Here is a 21,432-nt window from a genome sequence, read left to right on the forward strand (position 1 = left end):
GATCCGGCCAAGATCCGCGCCTGGTACGATGCGGAAACCGCCCGTCTGCACGGCGAACTCCGTGACAGCCTCGGCGGAAGCCGCGAAAACACTGCCCGCAAGGCTCTTAAGACCTTCCGCGCCACGTTCCACAAGCCGGTCATCTATGCCGCGTGGAACTGGAACGAGACCGTCGAGGACGCCCTGCATCAGGCCGGTTTCGCCACCTTTGAGGAACAGGCTGCGGCTCTGGCCGAACAACGCAAGAAGCTGGCGTAACGTAAATACACGCAGGGTGCTGCCCTGCACCTGCTGAGGCTCTGCCTCAGACTCCGCCGGGCTGCCGCCCGGACCTGCCCGGGGGGAGAGCCTCCCCCCGGACCCCGGCAGTTTCGGAAAAACGACCGTCGGGGGATGCTCCTCAGACGGATCATCCCCCGACGTTTTTTGTTGAAACGATATTGTTAAAAACAACAGCCAGCTATCTTATCCCGACAGGACATAGCCTCTTCTCTGTATTCCCTCTCCGGCTGAAACGAACTCCTGTCGCGCAGCCTCCCCACCAGTCAACATTTTTGCGGGTGGGGGTCTGTGGGAGGGCGCTTTTTATAAAAAGCGCCCTCCCACAGATTCCTCCCCAAAAGGATAGTATATGGAACTCCCCCGCAAACAGACTCGACAATTGAAACTCGGCTCCGTCCGTATCGGCGGCGGTGCGCCCATCGTCGTCCAGAGCATGACGAATACCGACACGCGGGACGTGGAGGCCACCCTCGGCCAAATCAAACGATTGCACGACGCGGGCTGCGAAATCGTGCGCGTCGCCGTACCAGACGAGACGGCAGCCAAGGCCCTGCGCGCCATTCATGACGTCAGCCCCATCCCGGTCATCGCGGACATTCATTTTGACTACCGTCTGGCCCTCATGGCACTGGAAGCGGGATTGGAAGGCTTACGCATCAACCCCGGCAACATCGGCGAACGCAAAAACGTCGAAATGGTGGTTGATGCCGCCAAAGCGCGGGGTGCGGTGATCCGCGTGGGCGTCAACAGCGGTTCTGTGGAAAAACGGCTGCTGGATCAGTACGGAGGCCCTACCCCGCAGGCGATGGTCGAAAGCGCACTCGGGCATGTGCGTATCCTTGAGGAACACGGCTTTTACGATACGAAAATTTCCATCAAGTCGTCTTCGGTCCTCAATACCATTGAATGTTACCGGCTATTATCACAACGCTGCGATTACCCGCTGCACCTTGGCGTCACCGAGGCGGGCGGCGTGCTGCGCGGAGCCATCAAATCCTCGGTCGGCATGGGCGTCCTCCTCAGCGAGGGCATCGGCGACACCCTGCGCGTCTCTTTGACGGCTGCCCCGGAAGAAGAGATGACCGTGGCGTGGGAACTGCTCCGTGCCCTCGGATTGCGCCAGCGCGGGCCGGAAATCATCTCCTGCCCCACCTGCGGACGCACGGAAATCGATCTTATCGGGCTCGCTCAGGAAGTGGAGCGTCGCCTGCGCACGGAAACCGCGCCCATCAAGGTCGCGGTCATGGGCTGTGTGGTGAACGGACCCGGCGAGGCGCGGGAAGCCGATCTCGGCATGGCGGGAGGCCGCGACAAGGGCATCATCTTCCGTAAAGGCGAAGTCATCCGCTCCGTGCGTGGACAGGAAGCCCTGCTTGCCGCATTCATGGAAGAACTGGATAAACTGCTTGTCGAGCGTCGAGGCTTGTAGCTGTCCGGCGATAACAAAAGGGAGGTTGAAGCCTCCCTTTTGTTGCTCTTTCCACCATCCGGAACTGAGGTCAGGAAACGCTTTTCCCTGTGTTGTACCGATCAGGCAATGCGCGCCGCTCACCACTTGCCGCTTTTCTCGAACCAGTGGCTTTGAAGAGGCTCTACCTTTTTCTCCAGCGTACCAGGCGCAAAATACGCTCGTCGGCATTCCCTGAGAGAATCGCGTAACTCGATACCGCGACAACGATGACCATGCCGTGCACGGCGCGGGTCCAGAATCCCGACAGGCCGGAACTGACGATGCCCGCCTCGATCATCCCGACGATGGCAATGCCGATCAACGTGCCGTACAGCCTCCCGGAGCCTCCGAATACGCTGGTCCCACCGATGAACACGGCGGCGAACACCAACAGCATGTACCCGTCTCCCTGTGTGGGCCACCACGACCCCATTTCCATGCATCCGATGGCCCCGGCAAAGCCCGCTATGCCGCCCATGAGCGTGTGTACGCCAAGACGGGCCGCCGGGACGTTGATGCCGAGCCGGGATGCGATGTCCGCTTGCTCGCCCGTAAACCGGATGGCGTCGCCGAGCGGGTGGCGGTTCAGGAGAAGCCAAAGGGCAAGCGCCATTACAATCAGCCAGAACGATTGCATGGGCAGGAAGCCGCCAAGCCTCCCTGCCAGCACGGTATGCGTGGGGCTTTCCCCCAGATCCGCCAGCCCGAGTGCGAGCCCCTGGCTCAGCAGCATGACAGCGCCGCGCCAGAAAAACTGCGTCCCGATGGTCGCTATGATGGACGGCACGCCGACATACGCGACCAGAAAGCCGTTGCAGAGACCGATCCCCAAGCCGATCAGGATGGCGACGATGACGCCGAGCCAGACCTGCCCCGTGTGTATCGCCGTGAGCGCAAAGCCGAATCCGGCTACCGCCAGCGTCGAGGGGAAACATAAATCCATCTCCCCCGCCGCGACCACCAGCGTGAGCCCGAGCGCCAGAAAACCATACAGGGGCAAGGTTGAAAGCAGGCTCTCGTACATGGGCCACGCCAGAAACGCCCGTGCGCCCGTCATCATGAACAGCGCAAGCAACGCCAGAAACAACCCCGTCAGCCACAGCTGGTTGCGTGTGCTCGCGGGCAACGCCCGCCGGATGCGCCCGCCCATCACGCCCCCCTCCTTTCAGCGAGGGATAGCAGCCGTTCCGTCAGATCCGCCGGGGACGTCCCCTCGCGCCGCACTTCACCGACCGTCCTGCCCTTATCCATGAACAGAAACCGATCCGCCACATCATACGCCTGATGCACATGGTGGGACACCAGCAGCACGGAACGCCCCTTGTCCCGCAGGGCCTGGATGAACTCCAGAACACGGTTCACCTCTTTTAACGAGAGGGCGGTGGTGGGTTCGTCCAAGATGACCAGCCGCGCCCCGAAATACATGGCCCGCCCGATCGCCAGCGCCTGCCGCTCGCCGCCGGACAACACCCGTACGTCGGCATCGGGGTCCAGCCCCGCCCCGCCGAGCCCGAGCCACTCCCCCAGCATCACCCGGGTTGCCTCGCGTTCGGCGGCAATGTCGATGAATCCCCAGCGCGTCCTCACATGGCGCCCCACAAACATATTCCTCCAGAGCGACTGCCCCTCGCACAGGCAGCGATCCTGATGCACCGTCTCGATGCCCATATCCCGGGCCTTGCGGACGCTGTATTTCGCCAGATCAACGGGATTCCCCCCAAACCGGAACGTGCCGCCGTCGGGACGCCCGGCCCCGGAGAGCAGGCGGACGAACGTGGACTTGCCCGCGCCGTTATCGCCAAGCAGAGCCACGACCTCTCCTTCCGCCATGTCCAGATCGGCGTGCCGCAACGCCGCCACCGCGCCGAACGATTTTCGTATCCCTCTTACACTGAGCAGCATTCCCATTAACGTATCCATATCACTTTGACGCCCCGCATCAGCGGGAGTTCCGCCGCGCAGCCGCTGGAAAAACATCTCTCGACCGCCATGAGACAAGCTTTCCACTTTGAACCGTATTCTTTCAAAGACAATCTGTGCCGGAAGAGACTGTGGACAAGGATTTGATAGGCACAAACGTCTTTGAAAGGAGAGAGGTTCAGCACCGGCGGTTTTGGGGAAGGGAAGCGTTCCTCAAGGAAAACGCTTCCTTTCCCCAATGCCTTTCTATTCTTTCAAAAGTAAAAAAGCGCTAGCCTGCCTGTCCGGAAAAAAGAAAAGGGGATCCTTCTTCAGAAGCTCCCTTCTCCCTTTTGGGGGCGTTTCCTCTACCGCAAGCCCTGCTTGGCAAAGGCGGACACCGCGCCGATGTTGGTGGCATCCACGATGCCGCCGCCCGTATCGATGCTGAATCCGGTAAAGCCGTACTTCTTGCTCAACACGGTCTGTACGACGCCGAAGTAGCCCATCACATACGGCTGCGCTTCGGAAACAAGCTGGACATAGCCGTTTTCAATGGCCGCCGCCGTCGCCGGAGACAGCGAGAATCCCGCCACGTATACCGTATTCGGCTTGATGCCCGCGTTCTTGAGGTGATTGCCCATCTGCGCGGTCAGGGAGCCGTGATCCACGATGATGACCTTGGTGTCGGGGTGACGCCCGAGCTGCCCCGCCACGACCGGGGCACCGAGCACGGGGTCCTTGTCGATTTCTGGGGTAATTTCCTGATAATCCACGGTCACGCCCGCCTGTTCCAGCATTTCGACGATAGCCTGCGCGCGCCGTCCGCGATCGGGGATGCGCTTCAGTCCCCAGACAAAGGCGCGGTCGCCTTTCTTCAAGTTTGTGCGGCGCAGCACTTCCTCAGCGAGAGCCTTGCCCTGCGTGTAATTGTCCGTCCCCACGTAGCCGAAGCCCTTGGCGCGATGCCGAGCCTGCGTTTCCGGCAAGGCCGTATCGATCGAGGTCACGACGATCCCCTGCTTGAACGCGGCATCGACCAGCGGGCCGAATGCGGCGTCGCCGGGGTGCCCCATGACGACGATACCGTCCGGACGCGCGGCCACGGCATTGCGGAAATGCGTGATCATGGTTTCAGGGTTCCAGTCGGAATACAGCAAACGCAGCTCGCACCCCATATCGGCGGCAGCGGCCTTGGCCCCGTTCTGAACGATGGTGCCGTAACCATCCCCTACGGAACCGCCCGTATCAAACCAGATCGTCATGCCTTCGCCCGTTTTGGCGAACGCCGTGCCGCACAGCAGGCTCAGGGCCAACAGGCCCAACATCAGAATACGTTTCATGAGCAACTCCTTTTTCCGATTCTCTTCCGTACCGCTTCCAAAGGCGCGGCCAGCTCTCAAAGCAAACACCGTCGCCCCAAGCGAATCTATGATTTTCCAGCAACAACGACGCCACCGACACGGGCGGCCGGGTAAATCCCGTAACTATACAAAGGCCTCTTTTACGCGGCTGCCGCGGTACGCCCCAAAAGGGCCTTCCTTTTGTGCGGCATTCCGAAAAAAACAGCCCTAGCCCTGCCGGACCTGTCTTCAAGAACAGACCGGCAACCGGGCACGCTACGGGCGAATGGCCTTCTCCGCAAGCCCCAAACGGGCACGACATCCAACTTGCCGGTGTCCCTTCGGTTTGCTTGGGGTCCAAAGTATGAGGGGCAAAACGCTGGCGGAACTATGGCAAACGCCCGTCGAACTTTCAAGCGGGCCTGCTCCGCCCCCTCTCCACATGAGCTCATCCGAAGGGGGAACATCCCTTCCCTACCGGACGTCAAAACCATCCGTTTCCGTCAGGCTAGTTCTTAGAAATCATTCTTAATAAAGAAGATTCAGTATCCGCCACAAAAGACTGCTCTCTTTTTATGGAACAAGAATACACTCTCTGAGCAAAAACTTTTTTTGATTTTTCCTCATATTACGCGCTTTCTTGAGGCAACCTTGTGTTTTCAAAAGTGTTTTCCTCCCTTTCTTCTGAATACAATTTTTTTGACCCTTTTTTCGTGTTGCCGATACGTAACTTCAATCCTGCCTTTTCACAAAATATCCGCCGTTTCGGGGCTCGATTACCCAAAAAAGAACGAGTGTTCTTTCAAGTTATTAGTCGCACTTTTGGTATGGGAAACAAGAAGGGGTGATATCCCATATCCCTCTAACACGGTATTTTTCCCGTTCTTCACGTTTTTCCTTTGATGCCGGAAAAATCGTGCTGTTCCTTTTAGGACAATACCCAGTCTGAGAACGGGGTAATACCCGTTCCAGGCGGAGCGCCTTTACAGAACGTGATTTCGCGGTATGCTCCTGCCCAAAAGTAGCTTCACACCCAGTGGGGGACTGTATGGAAGATCAGAAACGGTATGATTGGGAACCTTCTGTCAGAAAGCTCGGGGAAACGGAGATGTTGCCCGAAACGGCATGGCAGGAGGAATGGCAGATTTCTCCGGACTGCGAATCGTTCGCGGCGGTTTCTGCCCTCGAAGACGGCACTTTTACCGTACGCTTGAACGATGCGCTGTGGGAAACACGCACCGACAAGATGTATAACTGCCAGTTCGCCCCCGACGGGCGGCTGACGGCCCTGTCTCAGAGCGACGGCGAGTGGGCCATTGTGGTCGACGACGCGGAAAGCGAAGAACACGCCGACTATTTGTGGGGAACCCGGTTCAACAAGGCCGGGACCATCGCCGTGCCCATGCAGACCGGCATGGAATACGGGATGTTGGTCGACGGCGCGCCGTGGGAACGGCTCTACACCGCCGCCACCGATTTCGTCCTTTCGGAAACCGGCAAAACCGCCGCCGTGGTCCAGACCGCCGGGCTTGGCCAGGCCGATCTGGAAGGCTTCAGCAAGGGCATCTATACCATCGCCGTCGACGGCGAGGCATGGGAAGAGTGCTACCTGAACGCGTGGTCGCCCTGCTTCGACAGGGAAGGCCACCGGGTCGCCAGCACCGTGCGCGTCACGCCGTACGAATATACCATTTCCATCAACGGCCAGCGCTGGAGCGAAACCTACCCCTGTGCGTGGGAACCCATCTTCGAGCCCAAATCCGGCGACGTCATCGCGCCTATCCGCAAGGAAGGCAAATGGGGCCTCGCCCGCAACGGCTCCCTCTTCTGGAAGCCCATGTTCGCGCAGTGCTGGGCGCCTCAGGCCGCCGCCACCGACGGCGAATACATCTGGGCCGTCGCCGCGCCTTCCTACGGCGCCTTCACCGTGGCCTGCAACGCCACCCCGTGGAACTGCCGTTTCCCGTCCGTGACGGATCTCGTCCTGTCCTCGGACGGCAAGCATGCCGCCGCCCTCGGCAGCCAGAACAACAGCCGGTTCCAGATCGCCGTGGACGGCAAAGTGTGGGACGATGCCTTTGATATGGCGTGGCCCGTCGTGTTCTCGCCCGCCGGGGACCGCGCCGCCGCCAAGGTCCGCCGCGACGGCAAGTTCGCCCTGTACGTCGACGGCAACGCCGTGATCGAAAACCTCGACGGCGTGTGGAACCCCACGTTCAGCCCGGACGGCACAGTCCTGCTGTTCTGTTCCCTCAAGGACGGCGTGTTCTCCCGCCACACCGTGCGGCTCTAGGCATCCAACTGCAACAAGGAACTCATCATGAATGCCCTGTACAATTTTGCGGTAGGCCCGCTGGCATGGATCGCCTTCACGGTGTGCATCGGCGGTATGATCTGGCGGCTGTGGTCGCTCGGACGCCTCGCCCGCCAGCGCGACGCCTCGGCCCTCGCCTACATGAACTGGAAAGACTCGCTGACGTCGATCATCCGCTGGACGCTGCCCTTCTCCACCTGCGGCTGGCGCGAGAACCCGCTGCTGACCGTGGCGAACTTCGTGCTGCACATCGGCATCCTGCTCGCCGTGCTGTTCTACTCGGCCCACAACGTCATGTGGGACTACAACTTCGGTTTTTCCCTTCCTTCCCTGCCCGACGGCTTTATGGACGCCGTCACCCTAGCTACCATTCTGGCCTGTCTGGTCCTCGGCTGGCGCCGACTGGCAGTCCCGGCGTCAAGCTACGTGACCCGACAGGCCGATTGGTTCTCCCTGCTGCTCGTCACCGGCGTCATGGTGACCGGCTTTGCCTCCGCGCATGGGTTCGGAAGCGAAAGCTTCATGGCTCTGCTCCACGTGCTGTTCGGCGAGGCGATCCTCATCTGCCTGCCCTTCACGCGCCTGAGCCACGCCATTCTGATTCCCTTCACCCGCGCCTACATGGGTTCCGAATCCATCGGCGTCCGTCGTACCTGCGACTGGTAATTTTGGAGGCACACGATGGGTATTGAAAAACGCTTAATCGAAGACGCCAACCTGACGCGCGGCATGCAGCTTGCCACGCCGGAGCGCATCACCAAAGTGATCCGCGACGTCCTGAAGGGCGAGGTAGGCGCGCGAGTCAAGGTATACGAACAGACCTGTATGCGCTGCGGCGCCTGCGCCAAGGCCTGCCACTTCAGCCTTTCCCACCCGGACGACGCGTCCTATACGCCCGTCGCCAAGCTCGACAAGACCATCTTCAAGATGGTCCGCGAGAGCGGGAAGCTCAACGCCGAACAGATGCGGGGCATCGCTCAGATCGCGCACACCGAATGCAACATGTGCCGCCGCTGCATCCATTACTGTCCCGTGGGCGTGGACATCGCCTACCTGATGAGCCTCGTGCGGCGCATCTGCAACAAGCTCGGCATCACCCCGACCTTCATTCAGGACACCGCCAACAGCCATTCCGCCACGTTCAACCAGATGTGGGTGCGCGAAGACGAATGGATCGACAGCCTCGTCTGGCAGGAAGAGGAAGCCCGCGAGGAATTCCCCGGCATCCGCATCCCGCTCGACAAGGAAGGCGCGGACTTCATGTACTCGGTCATCGCGCCCGAGCCGAAGTTCCGCACGCAGCTCATCTATCAGGCCGCCGCGATCTTCCATCAGGCGGGCAGCGACTGGACCATGCCCTCCCGCCCCGGCTGGGACAACAGCGACATGTGCATGTTCACGGGCGACTACGAAATGATGGGCCGCATCAAGCGCGCCCACTTCGAGCTGGCACAGAAGCTGCGCGTCAAGCGCATCGTCATGGGCGAATGCGGCCACGCCTTCCGCTCCGTGTACGATCAGGGCAACCGCTGGGTCGGCTGGAAGGATTCCCCGGTCCCGGTGGTCCATGCCATCGAGTTCTATTGGGAGCTCATCAACGAAGGCAAGATCAAGATCACGCACCAGTTCGAAGATCCGGTCACCATCCATGACCCCTGCAACACTATCCGCGGCCGCGGTCTTGCCGACAAGCTGCGCGACGTGGTGCACTTCCTCTGCGCCAACGTGGTCGAAATGACCCCCAACCGCGAACACAACTTCTGCTGCAGCGCGGGCGGCGGGATCATCAACTGCGGCCCGCCCTTCAAGAGCGTGCGCATGGAAGGCAACCGGGTGAAGGCCGATCAGCTCCGCAACACCGGAGTCCACACCGTGGTCGCCCCGTGCCACAACTGCCACGGCGGCCTGGAAGACATCATCAAGCATTACAAGCTCGGCATGCACACCAAGTTCATCGGCGACCTCATCTATGAACTGATGGAAAAGCCCGAAGTATAGTCAGCCCGCGAGGGAGGCCTTCCCGGCACCGGGAGGGCTCCCCGCAGCGCTCCGGACCCCGTACACCGCTTTTGGAGGCGCCGCCTCCGTGAATCACTGGAGTGAACTATGCCCCTGCACGCCCTTGCCCGCGCCGGTCTCGCCGTCACGCTGCTGCTTGGCCTCGTCGGGACGGCCCATGCGCTGCCCCTGAAATCCGAAGAGTTCAAGACTCACCGCCGCCCCGCCGTCACCTTCGATCACGACAACCATAACGAACGCGCCAAGATCGAAGACTGTATCGTCTGCCACCACGGCGGCGAAAACGGCGTTATCGACCCCGAGGTGAGCTCGGAAGATCAGCCCTGTTCCGAATGCCACAAGGCCAACATGCCCAGCGGACGCACGCCGCTCATGCGTGCCTACCACAAGAACTGCATCGAATGCCATACGGCCCAGAACAAGGGCCCGACCACTTGCGGCGCTTGCCACAAGTAGGACAGGATCATGGACGCCATCCGGCTGCATTCTGACGGGACGCTTTCGTCCGAAGCCCCATTCGCGGGGCTTCTCCGGATGAGGCTCGAACTCGACGGAGACGTTACGCTGCGCTCGTTCTTCAGGCTGCTCAAGCGGAATCCGCTGGCGCGGGAACTGGTCCCCGGCCTTGGCGACGCCCTCGTCGAAGCCGAAGCCTGCCCCGCCTCCGGCTGCCGCTATCCCGGCCTCGAAGCCCTGCGCCTCGGCAAACGCGTGGAGTTGACGGGATTTCCCGGCACGCCCCGCGTGGACGTCTACCTTGCCGTCGAAGGCGTCGGCGACGAACTGCCGGAACTGCGTTTTTTCCGCCTGCGGGACATGCTGGACACCCCGTTGCAAACGGGGACGGCCCGGCATGTCCTGCTCGGCGAGACAGCGACCGCGTTGGACGCGGAAACCAGCTTCACAGTGTTTGATCTGTTGGAAGGCATGGGCTGGGAACTCGGGTTCCAAGGCGGCTCACTCACCTGTAATCTCAAGGAGTAGCGAGATGTTGTTCAAGAACATCCTGTTTGCGAGTTCGGGAACGGCCGGCAGCGACAACGCCGCGAAACTGGCTTTTGGGTTGGCGGAAAAGCAGCAGGCGGAACTGACGCTCTACCATTGCTGCGGCGTCCCCTCCCGGGGGTTCGCCACCAACGTTACCGATACCCGCAGCGGCAGCCTCGAGCAGCCTGATGAGGCGTATCAGGAGATGGTGCGCGAAGAACTCAATACGGCCTATGCCTATCAGATCGAAGCCTGTACCCGCCCCTTCCGCATGGAACTGAGCGTGGGTATGCCCTCCACCGAAATTTTGCGCTACTCCCGTCAGATCAAGCCCGATCTCATCGTCATGGGCGCGAGCAGCGCCGCCAGCGATCCCAATGCCGCCCGTATGCGCTCCATCGTGGGCAACACGGTGCGCGCCGTGGCGAAGAAGGCCCCCTGCCCGGTGCTCATCGTCAACCGCCCCTGCACCACCTGCTGGCACCTGTTCTCAAACATCGTCTTCTGTACCGACTTCAGCGAAGCCGCCAACCATGCGTTCCGTTTCGCCCTGAATACGGCCCGCCAGCTGAACGCCAAACTGTACATCACGCACGCCGTCGACATCACGTCCATTCAGGGCATGACGATGGACCAGTCCGAGATCGAGCGCCATGCCGAACAGATGCGCGAAAAGATCGACAAGCTGTACCTGTCCAGGCTCGACGGTTTCGCCAACGTCGAGGTCATTGTGCGCGAAGGCATTCCCTATGTCGAAATCCTCAAGGTCGCCCGCGAGAATGAGGCGGATCTCATCGTCATGGCCCACCATTCCTCGGATCTGTCCGATGACGACGCGGACATCGGCTCTACGGTGGAACAGGTTGTGCTGCGTTCCGCTTGTCCCGTCGCCAGCGTGACCCGGCCCGAGGCCCGGTGACATGGACGGAAGGCGTGCTCTCGTCATTGATGACGAGGTCCATTTCCGGTACTTTCTCAGAGTGCTCCTCGAAAAGGCCGGGTTCGCCGTGAAGATGGCCCGCAACGGGATCGAAGCGCTGGACGTGCTCCGCTCGTGGAGGCCGGACGTCATCACGCTGGACGTCATGATGCCGGAGCAAAGCGGCCTGACCTTTTACGGGGCCGTCTGCCGCGACGAGGACTGGAAACGCATTCCCGTGGTCATGCTGTCCGCCGTGCCGATCTCCGTCCGGGAACATGCGTTCGCCACGATCGGCCTGACGCAGGGCCCGCTTCCCGCCCCCGCGGCCTGCCTTGAAAAACCGTGTACGCCGGAAGCCCTGCTTGAGGTCGTCAACCGGCTCGTTCCCGAACCAACCACCGCCTGATCCGAACGCAAGGAGAAGCCCCATGCCCAAGAAGATCCTGACCATCGACGACGACCCGTATATCGTCAAGTACATCACCGAAGTTCTCTCCGACAACGGCTACGCGACCTGTTCCGCATCCAGCGTCGAGGAAGCCCTTTCCGTCCTCGAAGCGGAAAGGCCCGATCTCGTCACGCTGGACATGGAAATGCCCGACGAATGGGGTCCGCGCTTTTACCGCAAGATGTCCATGAACCCCGCATTCAAGGACACGCCCGTCATCGTGATCAGCGGTCTCCAGGGCATCCACCTCGCCATCCGCAACGCCGTGGCCACCCTCCAGAAGCCCTTCGATCCCGAAGAGCTGCTCTCCATCGTCAACCGGGTGCTTGAGTCCAAGGACGCCGCCCGCAAGGCCATGGACGGGGAATAACCGTTTCCGTTCCGGCGGTTCCCCTGCGGACCGCCGGAAACCGGGGTTGACGATGCATAGCCGATTCGGAGCCTACCGCCTCATGGTCAAGACCATCACCATGACGGCGCTGCTGTTTCTCGCCGGGGTGGGGGCCGTTCTGTGGCTGATGCCCTACGAATGGCTCTGGATTGTCCTGCCCGCCGTTACCCTGCTCCTCTGCGCCGTCTCGGTGGCCCTTTATTGGTATGAAGTGCGTCTGCCCATCGGCCGCATGATCGCCAGTATGCAAGCCATGCGCGAAGGGCAGGCCGTCACCCTCGACGACGCCCGCCGCGACGACGAATTCGGCCAGCTCGCGCGGGCCATCGTTGAATTCAGCATCCGCAATCAGCACCACCTCGAAGAAATGCGCCGCCGGAAGGACGACTTCCAGCGGCTCTTCGACATGGTCCCCTGCGGCATTTCCGTGCAGGACCGCGAATACCGCCTCCTGCGCTGGAACCACAGCTTCGCCGTCCGGTACGATCCGCAGCCGGGCAATACCTGCTACGAGGTCTACAAAGGCCGGACCACCCCCTGCCCCGAATGCTCGGTCCAGCGCACATGGGAGGAAGGGGCCGTCCAGTGCAACCAGGAAAGCCGCGTCAACCCCGACGGGACGCGGGACTATTGGTTCGTGCAGACCGTGCCCCTGTTCGACAAGGACGGCAACGTGTCCTCGGTTATGGAAATGAGCATCGACATGACGCTCATCCATACCCTCCAGCACCAGCTGCAGGCGTCCGAGCGCACCCACAAGGCCATTTTCGACAGCATCCCCAATGCCGTCTTCCTGCTGGACGCCGCCGAGCTCACCATCCTCGACTGCAACCCCGCTTCCGTCAAAATGTACGGGCGCCAGCGGGAAAACGAACTGATCGGGCGCGGCATCCTCGATCTGTTCCTGCCCGAGGAGCGCGAGCAGTACGCTTCCCAGCTGCGGGCCTTCACCGTCTTTTCCGGCGTGACGAACATCAAGGCCGACGGCACGCCCCTGCGCGTGGACATCCGTTCCGCCTCGGCCATGATCCAAAACCGCCGCGTCCGCATCCTCTGTGCCACCGACGTCACCGAACGCATCGAGATGGAACAGAAATTCATTCAGGCCGGAAAGATGGCGACGCTCGGCGAAATGGCGACCGGGGTGGCCCATGAGCTGAACCAGCCGCTTACCGTCATCAAGGGCGCGGCAAGCTATTTTCTGCGCAAGACCCGCCGCAGCGAACCCATCGCGCCGGAGACGCTCTCCGAGCTGTCCGTGGAAATCAGCGGGCAGGTCGACCGCGCCAGCGACATCATCAACCACATGCGCGCCTTCGGCCGCAAATCCGATCTTGCGCTGCTGGATACGGACATCAACGGCGTCGTGGCGCAGGCCTGCGATCTGTTCGGCCGCCAGCTTGTGGTGCACGGCATCACGCTGGAAACCTCCCTCGCCCCGGCCCTGCCGCCCGTCCTCGCCATCCCCAACCGTCTGGAACAGGTGATCGTCAACCTCATCCTCAACGCCCGGGACGCCGTGGAGGAACGCGTCAAAAGCGCGCCCGAACCGCCCGCCGTCATCGGGGTCTCCACGGCTATGGACGGTAACACGGTGCTGCTGTCCGTCTGGGATACCGGGACCGGCATTCCCGCCCACCTGTTGAATAAAATCTTCGAGCCGTTCTTCACCACCAAGCCCGTCGGCAAGGGGACCGGCCTCGGCCTTTCCATCATTTACGGGCTGGTCAAGGATTTCGGCGGCTCCATCTCCGCCCGGAACCGCGATGAAGGCGGGGCGCTCTTCGAAATCCGGCTCCCCATCACCCGGCGCGGGGATCTCGCCCCGAACGCGCCCGCCGACGGGAACAGGGCCGGAGGCGTTTCCGGCCCGCAACCGGAACAGATTTCTTGAAGCAAGGATACTGCATGGACACTTCCGTTCGCGTTTTGCTCGTTGATGATGAACCCGGCATCCGCCATGTCCTCGGGGCCCTGATCAGGGATTTCGGCTATGACGTCCACACCGCCGAGAGCGCCCGCGAAGCGCTGGAGGCGTTCACCGCCAATCCCTTCCCCATCGTGGTCACCGACATCCGTATGCCGGGCATGGACGGCCTGGCCCTGCTCGAACGGGTGCGCAATCAGAATCCCGACACGCAGGTCGTCATGATCACCGGGCACGGCGACATGGACAACGCCGTCGAATGCCTGCGCCTCGGCGCGGCGGACTTCATTGCCAAGCCCGTCAACGACGACCTGCTGGAGCACTCGCTGAAACGTGCCGCCGAACAATACTCCCTGCGCGAACAGATCCGCCGCCACACCGAACATATGGAGGAGCTCGTCGCCTCGCGCACGCGGGAACTGCTGGAAGCCCACCGGGTCGCCGTCGTGGGTGAAACCGTGGCCTGCATGGCCCACACCATCAAAAACCTCGCGGCGGCGCTCGAAGGGAGCCTCTTTGTCCTCAAGCAGGGGATGGAGTCCGGGAACCGGGAGTATCTCGACGACGGCTGGGCCATGCTCGAAGAAGACATTTCGCGGGTGCGCGACAAGCTCTTGCACCTGCTGCATATCGGGCAGCAGACGGAACTGCGCGAATGCCTTGTGGACCCGGCGCAGCCCGTCCGCCATGTGGTCAAGCGTCTGGAAGGCCGGGCCGCCAGCCTGAGCATAGCGCTCCAGTTTCAGGATGCCGCCGATTCAGACCCCATCCCTCTGGATGCCGAACGCCTCGAAGGCTGCCTGCTCAATCTGGTGGGCAACGCGCTGGAGGCCTTCCCCGCGCCGGGGCTGCGCGCCCGTCCCGCCGAAGTCCGGGTCGAGATCGCACGCACGCCCGACGCCCTCATTTACGACGTGCGGGACAACGGCACGGGGCTGAGCGCGGAAGCCGCCGAACGGCTCCGGGACGGTTTGTTTACGACCAAAAAAGATGGTACAGGGTTCGGACTGCTCGGAACGCGCAAAGCGCTTTTGGAAATGGGCGGCCGGCTCCTGTGGGAGAACCTGCCCGACAGCGGAGCGCTGTTCCGCATCGTGTTGCCGCTGCGCGTGGAGCGCACCCCCGCTGCCGCCGAGGCGAACCACCTCAGGGAGGACTCATGAAAGAAACCATTCTCCTCGTCGACGACGAACAGGGCATCCGTACCGTCATGGGTCTTTCGCTCCGCGACGCCGGGTACAACGTCATCACCGTGGCCTCGGGGGAGGAAGCCCTGCAGCTTTTCGCGGAACGGCCCATCCCCATCGTGATCACCGACATCAGGATGCCCGGCATGAACGGGCTGGATCTCCTGAAGCACATCAAGATCCTCGCGCCGGAAACCGAAGTCATCCTCATTTCCGGACATGCGGATCTGGAAATGGCGATTCAGGGGCTCAAGCTGGAAGCGTCCGATTTCATCACCAAACCCATCGACGACGATCTGCTGCACATTTCCCTGAAACGCGCCCTTGAGCGCATCGCCATGCGCAACAAGCTCAAAGAATACACGTCGAATCTCGAAAAAATGATCAATGAGAAGTCCGCGCAGCTCGTGGAGGCGGAGCGCCAGCTCGCCGCCCGGCAGGTCGTGGACGGCTTTGCCTTCGGGCTGCACACCCTCGGCTCGTCCATGAGCGGAGAGCAGCAGGCCTTCAACGAGCTGCCCTGTTTCATCGCCATGCACGACAGGTTTATGGAAGTCCTTGCCGTCAACGATCTCTACCGCGAACGCCTCGGCAACCTCGTGGGGCACCCGAGCTGGGAGCCCTATGTCCTGCACAGCAACGAGGCCATGTTCCCCGTGGAGCGGGCCATTGTGGAGGGCCGCGGCGCGCGCAGCGAGCAGATCCTGCGTGACAAGAACGGCAAGGAAATCCCCGTGCTGGTGCATACGGCGCCGATCCTCAATAACGAAGGCGAAGTGGAGCTGGTGCTCGAACTGAGCGTGGACGAGCAGGAAAGCCGCCGCCTGCGCGAGGAACTGCGCGTCACCCGCGAACGCTTCCGCCAGCTGTTTGAAGAGAGCCCCTGTTACGTCTCCGTGGTGGGCCGTGATTTGCAGGTGCTTGAAGCCAACCGCGCCTTCCGCCACACGTTCGGTATGCAGAGCGGCAAGCGCTGTTACGAGCTGTTCGCCGGTTCGTCCGCGCCCTGCGACGAGTGCCCGGTGCAGCGCTCCTTTCAGGACGGCAAGCCCTGCCATACGGAAAAAGTGGTCATCGACCACGAAGGCCGGCCGGTCAACGTGCTCGTCTGGACCGCGCCTTTGCGCGACACTTCGGGCAACATCACCGAATGCATCGAAATGGCCACGGACATTACGGAGCTGCGCCAGCTGCAGGATCGGCTCGCCTCCCTCGGCCTGCTCATGGGCTCCACCGCCCACGGCATCAAGGGTATGCTCACCGCGCTGGACGGCAGCGTCTACCGCCTCGGTTCCGGCATCGACAAGGGCGACGAGGCACGGACCCGTGATTCCCTCAAGGACATGCGCCAGCTTGTGGCCCGCCTGCGCAAGATGGTGCTCGACATCCTGTATTTCGCCAAGGAACGCAAGCTCGACTGGAACATTCTGGTCGCGGAGGAGTTCATGCGTTCCGTTGTTTCCACGGTTTCGGACAAGGCCGCCGAAGCGGGCATCGCCATGACGCTGGAGGCCGACGGCGATCCCGGCACCTTCGAGGCCGACGCCTCCGCCCTCAGCGCCGCGCTGGTCAACCTGCTTGAGAACGCCGTGGACGCCTGCCGCGCCGACGGCTCCAAGAAGGAGCACTACGTACGGGTGAGCGTCAAGGGGCTTTCCGACGCCGTGGAGGTGCGCATCGAGGACAACGGCATCGGCATGACCGAGGAAACCCGTACCAAGCTGTTCACCCTGTTCTTCTCCTCAAAGGGCAAGGGCGGTACGGGCATCGGCCTGTACGTCGCCCGCCAGGTGGTCATGCAGCACGGCGGCAGGATCGAGGTGGCTTCCGTCAAGGGCGAAGGCAGTACCTTCACCGTCACCATGCCGCGCATTCTGGCGAAGTAACCCATGTTCCCAAACGGACGCGCCGGCATCGCCGGATCGTCTGAAACCCCATTGGAGGATACCGTGAAAAGACTCATTCTCTGTGCGCTGGCCGTTGCTGGCCTCTGCATCCCGGCCTTGGCCACCGATCCCACGCCCGAACAAAAGGCTCAGATCGAAAAGCCCATGACCATGAACAACACGGGCAACGAGAAGAAACAGGTTATCTTCACCCACAGCGCCCACGCCAAGACGGACTGCGCGTTCTGTCACCACAAGGCCGTGGAAGGCAACATCTATGTCGGCTGCGCCACCAAGGGCTGCCACGACAACATGGACAAGAAGGACAAGAGCGAGCACGGCTACTACTTCACCATGCACAACAAGAAGTCCGAAAAGTCCTGCATGGGCTGCCATCAGAAGGCTGTGGCGGAAAATCCCGATCTGAAGGAAAAGTTCAAGGGCTGCAACCCCTGCCACGCGAAGAACAGCTAACGGCGTGAGGGAGGAAGGATAGGAGAAATCAGTGGTGGAGGAATGAGGACACTCTCCTGAAGAAGGGTTTGCCCTCCTTCCTCCACCAATCCCCCTCTTCCCCAAAGTTTTGGACGGGGAACGAGATGGCATAAAAGGAATTCCGTTGTATCGGGATGCCTGTTTTGGGGAGACGGAACATGTCAGGGGAAAAACAGAACGCCGGGAAAAACTCCCCGGCGTTTTGCCTAGATGGAGCGGCTCATCTCTGAATCAACGGACTTAAAGCCATCAGCTTCCTCCTGCCGGTTGAACGGTTCAGCGTGCCGTCAGCATGTTCCAAAAGCGTTCCTGATCGATCGTCATGACGATCCGGGCTTTTTGGCTTCCCTGCGGCCCGTTGTCGGGATAGGCCAGCGCCTGCCCGTAAGATGGCCCGAATTCCGCGTTCACGTCCACGGCGCATGTACGTTCCTCGGTGATCAGGCTCGGATCGATCAGAATCGCGGCTGCCAGCACATCCCAGACGTACTGGCTGAAGGCCTTGTCCTTGGCGAACTGCTGCCCCGCATACGTGGATTCCAAAAGCTTTTTCATCTCCGGGCGTTGTCCGGCAAGGAAAGCCTGATAGCGATCAAAGGAAAAGGGCATTTTCTCGCAGACGTCGAGCCCGACCATGATTTGCTCGCGGAACGGCGTCCGCACAACGATGCGCGCCGCTTCGGGATCGAACCACCAGTTGAACTCGGCGGTCGGGGTCACATTGCCGGGCTTGAAAAACGAGCCGCCCATAAAGATCACCCGCTTGATCAGCGGCACGATGTCAGGGGCCTTGAGCACGGCCAGCGCCAGGTTGCTGCACGGGCCGATCTCCACAATGGTAAGCTCTCCGGGGTGTTTCCGCACCTCTTCAATGATGAAATCCACCGCATGACGGGGATCGGGGCGCGACTGAGGCTCTTTGCCGTAGCGCTCCCGATAAACCTTTTGCCATGATTCCGGTTTTGGGTATCCGAACGCGCCGACCCACGCATCATGACCCATGCCGAACAGCTGCCGCTCCAGCCCGAACAATTCGTACCGCTGCGGCCTGAACGGACGATCCACGCCCGCAGCCACGGGGATGTTCTGGCCCGCGATTTCGAGCTGGCGCAACGCATAGGCCACGCCGTCGGAAACCCATGTGTTGCCGGCCACGATGGTCACCCCTATCAGCTCGATGCCGGGGGATTGCGCCAGCGCCAGCATGGCGACCCCGTCATCGAAGCCTTCCACCATGTCGCTGTCTAAAATCACTTTTTCTCGGGCGGATACGGGGAAGGCGCACAACAGGGACACTATCACCCCCAAAACAACGTCCCACAGCCGGTTCCATCGTCTCATGCCGTCCTTCCTTTCGCTTGAAGGTGAAAAAAGAGTTACCCGCTTTTCCGATCAGGATGGGACAAGACGCCGTTTCGGACGCCGTGGTTCCAATGTGCGGGAAAACGTTTTCGTGCCCGTGTTTTTTCCTGCCGATGCGCTGGCGGCTCCTCGCGCAAGCCGTATGGCGGATGAACGGCCCTAGGGAAGAGCGTTTCATACGGTGCACAGGCCCATTGGGAAACCGGCGGCGGACGGAGAGAGCCCCACGCGGCTTGAAATGCGAGAATACCACTGGCTATGCCCCGCTTTCGACTTCGGAGAGCACGGACGGGAACGCCCTGTTGCGGAATGTGACGTCATAGAACGCGAAACAGTTTTTCCCTTTTTCCTTGGCGGCGTACAGGGCCTGATCGGCCTTATGCATCAGATCTTCGTAGCACGCCCCGTCTCCGGGATACAGCGCTATGCCCACGCTGCACGATATGCCGCCATGCGGAATGGCTTCACTGTACTTTGATTTGAAAGCCGCGCAAATCTCTCCGGCTTTTTTGGAAATGGCATCCAGTGAACGGATATTGCGCAGAAACACGATGAATTCATCCCCGCCCACGCGCCCTACAATATCCGACGTGCGGACCGTGCGCCGGATTTCACTGGCAACATGCCGGAGCACCTCATCGCCGAACATATGGCCGAGCGTGTCATTGACGGCCTTGAAATTGTCCACATCAATGAACAGGAACGCCGCCCCGTTCTCTTTGTCATCCTCAAGCGCCTGGGCAATCTGCTCCTCTATGCGCTTGCGGTTGGACAGCCCGGTCAACGGATCGGTATTCGCCTGTTCCCGCCAACGGTTTACTTCGCTCTTCCGTTCGTTGATGTTGGTCAGCTTGCCGAGATAGCCTAGCCTGCTGCCGGAATCAGCATCCCACAAGGCGTTCGCATACACGTCGAACCATTCGTAACCGCCCCCGGAGGTCATAAGCCGGATCTCCATACGGCAGCGGGGGTGCTTCGGCGTGATTCCGGAAAGCCCCTTCAAGACAATCGCCCTGTCATCCTCATGGATGAACGAGGAGCGCAGGAGGGTTTTCCGGGCGTTGGGCACGGTGATGTCCCAGCCGAACACCTCATACCACTTCTCGGAACACTCCAACATGTCCCGCTTCACGTCGTAATTGAAGACGATATCCCCCGAAAGCTCGGAAAGGACGCGGTATTTTTCGCGTTCACGCTCTAGCAGCCACAAGGTCCGGGCCGAAAGTGAGTGTTTTTTGTGCGAAGGCTTCGCGGGTGCGGCCGCCCGTTCCCTGAACATGGGCCCGATCTCCCCGTTTTCCAGCCGCGAGGCGACGCTCAGGAAGCTGTTCAGCAACCGGGGATTGAAGACGCCGCATTCGCCGTTCAGAATCATCGAAACGGCCTGCGCGTGCGTATACGCGGCCTTGTACACGCGCTCGCTGGTCAACGCATCGTACACGTCCGCCAATGAAACGACCTGTGCCCAGATCGGGATGTTATTGCCCGCAAGGCCGTCCGGATACCCGCTCCCGTCCCAGCGCTCATGGTGGGACCGGCAGATGTCGTAGCAAAAGCGGTAGTACTCTTCGTCCTGCCCTTCGTTGATGCTTTGCAGCAGTTCGCATCCCTTGAGGGAGTGCGTCTTCATGATCTCGAATTCTTCCGCCGTGAGCCTGCCCGGTTTGTTGAGCACCGCGTCGGGGATGGCGATCTTGCCGATATCATGCATGGAGGCGGCACTGACCATCTTGTCGATGGCGCCGTGCGGAAGGTCGTATTCAGGATATCTGAAAGACAGGGATTCCAGCAAAAGCCGGGTGATTTCGCGGACCCGCCTGATATGCGTCCCGGATTCGCAGCTCCGGAACTCAACGACGGTGCTCAGGGTATCGATAATGAACTCGTTGAAACGGTTAAGCTTCAGCGTCTGCTTTTCAAGGGTTTCCACCTGCTGCCGGACGAGCGCCTCAAGATGGCGCTTGTGCAGGTAGAGTTCGATGGTGTTGTCGACGCGGCGCTTGACGATATTCGGATTGAACGGCTTGTTGATGATGTCCGAAACGCCGAGTTCGTAGCCCTTTAAAAGGGCGTTGTCGGAATTTTCGGAGGTGATGAGTACGACGGGGATTTCTTCCTTCCACGTGCGGTGGGCCATGTTCTGAAGCATCTCGAAGCCGTCCATAACCGGCATGATGATATCCAGAAGCACGATCAGGATAGCATCATGGTGCGCTTCCAGCAGTTCCAGCGCCTGACAGCCGTTTTCAGCTTCAAGGACTTCGTATGAATCCTGAAAAAGTTCGGCGAGGATCGCCCGGTTCAGCTCCACATCGTCGACGACGAGGATCTGCCTTTTTTCCGTTCCCATCATGCCTTCCCATCGCCGGAGGACGTATCCGGTTCCCGCAGACGCACCAAAACAGCGCCCCGTGAGGAACGCCCTTCCCTGTCCTTATTCACTCTTTTATGCTACACCTGAACACGGCTATACAATAGTGCTCTCAATAACATTCGCAAAGGCATTCCGCAATCGCGCCG

19 protein-coding genes are annotated in these 21,432 nt (G+C 61.0%); 14 read left to right on the forward strand and 5 right to left on the reverse strand.

Annotated elements, in window-relative coordinates:
• Positions 1 to 258, forward strand: a 258-nt coding sequence (locus HMPREF0178_RS21905) for a hypothetical protein (RefSeq protein ID WP_009379145.1), incomplete at its 5' end; no start/stop codon positions are given.
• Between the two features lie 373 nt (positions 259 to 631).
• Positions 632 to 1,711, forward strand: coding sequence for a flavodoxin-dependent (E)-4-hydroxy-3-methylbut-2-enyl-diphosphate synthase (ispG, locus tag HMPREF0178_RS03690; protein ID WP_009379147.1), 1,080 nt, complete (start codon positions 632 to 634; stop codon positions 1,709 to 1,711).
• A 163-nt stretch (positions 1,712 to 1,874) separates the two neighbouring features.
• Here ispG and HMPREF0178_RS03695 read toward each other — a convergent pair whose 3' ends face one another.
• The 3 genes from HMPREF0178_RS03695 to HMPREF0178_RS03705 all read right to left on the reverse strand — a co-directional run bounded on the left by HMPREF0178_RS03695 (position 1,875) and on the right by HMPREF0178_RS03705 (position 4,974).
• A complete protein-coding gene (locus HMPREF0178_RS03695) occupies positions 1,875 to 2,882 on the reverse strand; it encodes an ABC transporter permease (protein WP_009379149.1) in 1,008 nt (335 codons plus the stop codon).
• Complete coding sequence (locus HMPREF0178_RS03700) at positions 2,882 to 3,640, reverse strand: ATP-binding cassette domain-containing protein (RefSeq protein ID WP_009379151.1); 759 nt, start codon at positions 3,638 to 3,640, stop codon at positions 2,882 to 2,884. The genes HMPREF0178_RS03695 and HMPREF0178_RS03700 overlap by 1 nt, the downstream gene beginning before the upstream one ends.
• A gap of 359 nt (positions 3,641 to 3,999) precedes the next feature.
• Entirely contained in the window at positions 4,000 to 4,974 is a 975-nt protein-coding gene (locus tag HMPREF0178_RS03705; protein WP_009379153.1) for a substrate-binding domain-containing protein, read from the reverse strand.
• Positions 4,975 to 6,022: 1,048 nt separating this feature from the next.
• On the opposite strand from HMPREF0178_RS03705, the gene tmcD reads away from it, so the two are divergent.
• The 12 genes from tmcD (at position 6,023) to HMPREF0178_RS03765 (ending at position 17,529) form a co-directional block, all read left to right on the forward strand.
• Positions 6,023 to 7,267 carry an electron transfer complex subunit TmcD gene (gene tmcD, locus HMPREF0178_RS03710; RefSeq protein WP_009379154.1) on the forward strand — a complete coding sequence of 415 codons (1,245 nt, stop codon included), beginning with the start codon at positions 6,023 to 6,025 and terminating at the stop codon, positions 7,265 to 7,267.
• Between the two features lie 27 nt (positions 7,268 to 7,294).
• Positions 7,295 to 7,954, forward strand: coding sequence for a TmcC family electron transfer complex membrane anchor subunit (tmcC, locus tag HMPREF0178_RS03715; RefSeq protein ID WP_005026235.1), 660 nt, complete (start codon positions 7,295 to 7,297; stop codon positions 7,952 to 7,954).
• Positions 7,955 to 7,969: 15 nt separating this feature from the next.
• Positions 7,970 to 9,286, forward strand: coding sequence for an electron transfer complex ferredoxin TmcB (gene tmcB / locus HMPREF0178_RS03720; RefSeq protein WP_009379157.1), 1,317 nt, complete (start codon positions 7,970 to 7,972; stop codon positions 9,284 to 9,286).
• A 108-nt stretch (positions 9,287 to 9,394) separates the two neighbouring features.
• Positions 9,395 to 9,763, forward strand: coding sequence for an acidic tetraheme cytochrome c3 TmcA (tmcA, locus tag HMPREF0178_RS03725; RefSeq protein WP_009379158.1), 369 nt, complete (start codon positions 9,395 to 9,397; stop codon positions 9,761 to 9,763).
• Positions 9,764 to 9,772: 9 nt separating this feature from the next.
• A complete protein-coding gene (locus tag HMPREF0178_RS03730) occupies positions 9,773 to 10,291 on the forward strand; it encodes a hypothetical protein (protein ID WP_009379161.1) in 519 nt (172 codons plus the stop codon).
• Between the two features lie 4 nt (positions 10,292 to 10,295).
• Entirely contained in the window at positions 10,296 to 11,213 is a 918-nt protein-coding gene (locus tag HMPREF0178_RS03735) for a universal stress protein (protein ID WP_009379163.1), read from the forward strand.
• Between the two features lies 1 nt (position 11,214).
• Complete coding sequence (locus HMPREF0178_RS03740) at positions 11,215 to 11,622, forward strand: response regulator (protein WP_005026226.1); 408 nt, start codon at positions 11,215 to 11,217, stop codon at positions 11,620 to 11,622.
• A gap of 22 nt (positions 11,623 to 11,644) precedes the next feature.
• Positions 11,645 to 12,034: a DVU0259 family response regulator domain-containing protein gene (gene divK, locus HMPREF0178_RS03745; RefSeq protein WP_005026224.1), complete on the forward strand. Its 390-nt coding sequence runs from the start codon at positions 11,645 to 11,647 to the stop codon at positions 12,032 to 12,034.
• A 52-nt stretch (positions 12,035 to 12,086) separates the two neighbouring features.
• A complete protein-coding gene (locus HMPREF0178_RS03750) occupies positions 12,087 to 13,949 on the forward strand; it encodes an ATP-binding protein (RefSeq protein WP_232281182.1) in 1,863 nt (620 codons plus the stop codon).
• 14 nt (positions 13,950 to 13,963) lie between these two features.
• Positions 13,964 to 15,145, forward strand: coding sequence for a hybrid sensor histidine kinase/response regulator (locus HMPREF0178_RS03755; RefSeq protein ID WP_009379169.1), 1,182 nt, complete (start codon positions 13,964 to 13,966; stop codon positions 15,143 to 15,145).
• Positions 15,142 to 17,055 (forward strand): response regulator, encoded by a 1,914-nt coding sequence (locus HMPREF0178_RS03760; protein ID WP_009379170.1) that lies wholly within the window; start codon positions 15,142 to 15,144, stop codon positions 17,053 to 17,055. Before HMPREF0178_RS03755 ends, HMPREF0178_RS03760 begins: the two co-directional genes overlap by 4 nt.
• Before the next feature lie 63 nt (positions 17,056 to 17,118).
• Positions 17,119 to 17,529 (forward strand): cytochrome c3 family protein, encoded by a 411-nt coding sequence (locus tag HMPREF0178_RS03765; protein ID WP_009379171.1) that lies wholly within the window; start codon positions 17,119 to 17,121, stop codon positions 17,527 to 17,529.
• A 297-nt stretch (positions 17,530 to 17,826) separates the two neighbouring features.
• On the opposite strand, the gene HMPREF0178_RS03770 is transcribed toward HMPREF0178_RS03765, so the two are convergent.
• Positions 17,827 to 18,891, reverse strand: coding sequence for a nucleoside hydrolase (locus tag HMPREF0178_RS03770; RefSeq protein ID WP_009379172.1), 1,065 nt, complete (start codon positions 18,889 to 18,891; stop codon positions 17,827 to 17,829).
• A 277-nt stretch (positions 18,892 to 19,168) separates the two neighbouring features.
• Complete coding sequence (locus tag HMPREF0178_RS03780) at positions 19,169 to 21,262, reverse strand: diguanylate cyclase domain-containing protein (protein WP_009379173.1); 2,094 nt, start codon at positions 21,260 to 21,262, stop codon at positions 19,169 to 19,171.
• Positions 21,263 to 21,432 lie beyond the last annotated feature (170 nt).

Source organism: Bilophila sp. 4_1_30, assembly GCF_000224655.1.
In the GTDB taxonomy this organism is placed as follows: Bacteria; Desulfobacterota; Desulfovibrionia; order Desulfovibrionales; family Desulfovibrionaceae; genus Bilophila; species Bilophila wadsworthia.

Bases quoted from the DNA above. Each gene is read 5' to 3' on its own strand.
- ispG (WP_009379147.1), top strand. From the start codon at position 632: ATGGAACTCCCCCGCAAACAGACTCGACAATTGAAACTCGGCTCCGTC.
- HMPREF0178_RS03695 (WP_009379149.1), bottom strand. From the start codon at position 2,882: ATGGGCGGGCGCATCCGGCGGGCGTTGCCCGCGAGCACACGCAACCAG.
- HMPREF0178_RS03700 (WP_009379151.1), bottom strand. From the start codon at position 3,640: ATGGGAATGCTGCTCAGTGTAAGAGGGATACGAAAATCGTTCGGCGCG.
- HMPREF0178_RS03705 (WP_009379153.1), bottom strand. From the start codon at position 4,974: ATGAAACGTATTCTGATGTTGGGCCTGTTGGCCCTGAGCCTGCTGTGC.
- tmcD (WP_009379154.1), top strand. From the start codon at position 6,023: ATGGAAGATCAGAAACGGTATGATTGGGAACCTTCTGTCAGAAAGCTC.
- tmcC (WP_005026235.1), top strand. From the start codon at position 7,295: ATGAATGCCCTGTACAATTTTGCGGTAGGCCCGCTGGCATGGATCGCC.
- tmcB (WP_009379157.1), top strand. From the start codon at position 7,970: ATGGGTATTGAAAAACGCTTAATCGAAGACGCCAACCTGACGCGCGGC.
- tmcA (WP_009379158.1), top strand. From the start codon at position 9,395: ATGCCCCTGCACGCCCTTGCCCGCGCCGGTCTCGCCGTCACGCTGCTG.
- HMPREF0178_RS03730 (WP_009379161.1), top strand. From the start codon at position 9,773: ATGGACGCCATCCGGCTGCATTCTGACGGGACGCTTTCGTCCGAAGCC.
- HMPREF0178_RS03735 (WP_009379163.1), top strand. From the start codon at position 10,296: ATGTTGTTCAAGAACATCCTGTTTGCGAGTTCGGGAACGGCCGGCAGC.
- HMPREF0178_RS03740 (WP_005026226.1), top strand. From the start codon at position 11,215: ATGGACGGAAGGCGTGCTCTCGTCATTGATGACGAGGTCCATTTCCGG.
- divK (WP_005026224.1), top strand. From the start codon at position 11,645: ATGCCCAAGAAGATCCTGACCATCGACGACGACCCGTATATCGTCAAG.
- HMPREF0178_RS03750 (WP_232281182.1), top strand. From the start codon at position 12,087: ATGCATAGCCGATTCGGAGCCTACCGCCTCATGGTCAAGACCATCACC.
- HMPREF0178_RS03755 (WP_009379169.1), top strand. From the start codon at position 13,964: ATGGACACTTCCGTTCGCGTTTTGCTCGTTGATGATGAACCCGGCATC.
- HMPREF0178_RS03760 (WP_009379170.1), top strand. From the start codon at position 15,142: ATGAAAGAAACCATTCTCCTCGTCGACGACGAACAGGGCATCCGTACC.
- HMPREF0178_RS03770 (WP_009379172.1), bottom strand. From the start codon at position 18,891: ATGAGACGATGGAACCGGCTGTGGGACGTTGTTTTGGGGGTGATAGTG.
- HMPREF0178_RS03780 (WP_009379173.1), bottom strand. From the start codon at position 21,262: ATGGGAACGGAAAAAAGGCAGATCCTCGTCGTCGACGATGTGGAGCTG.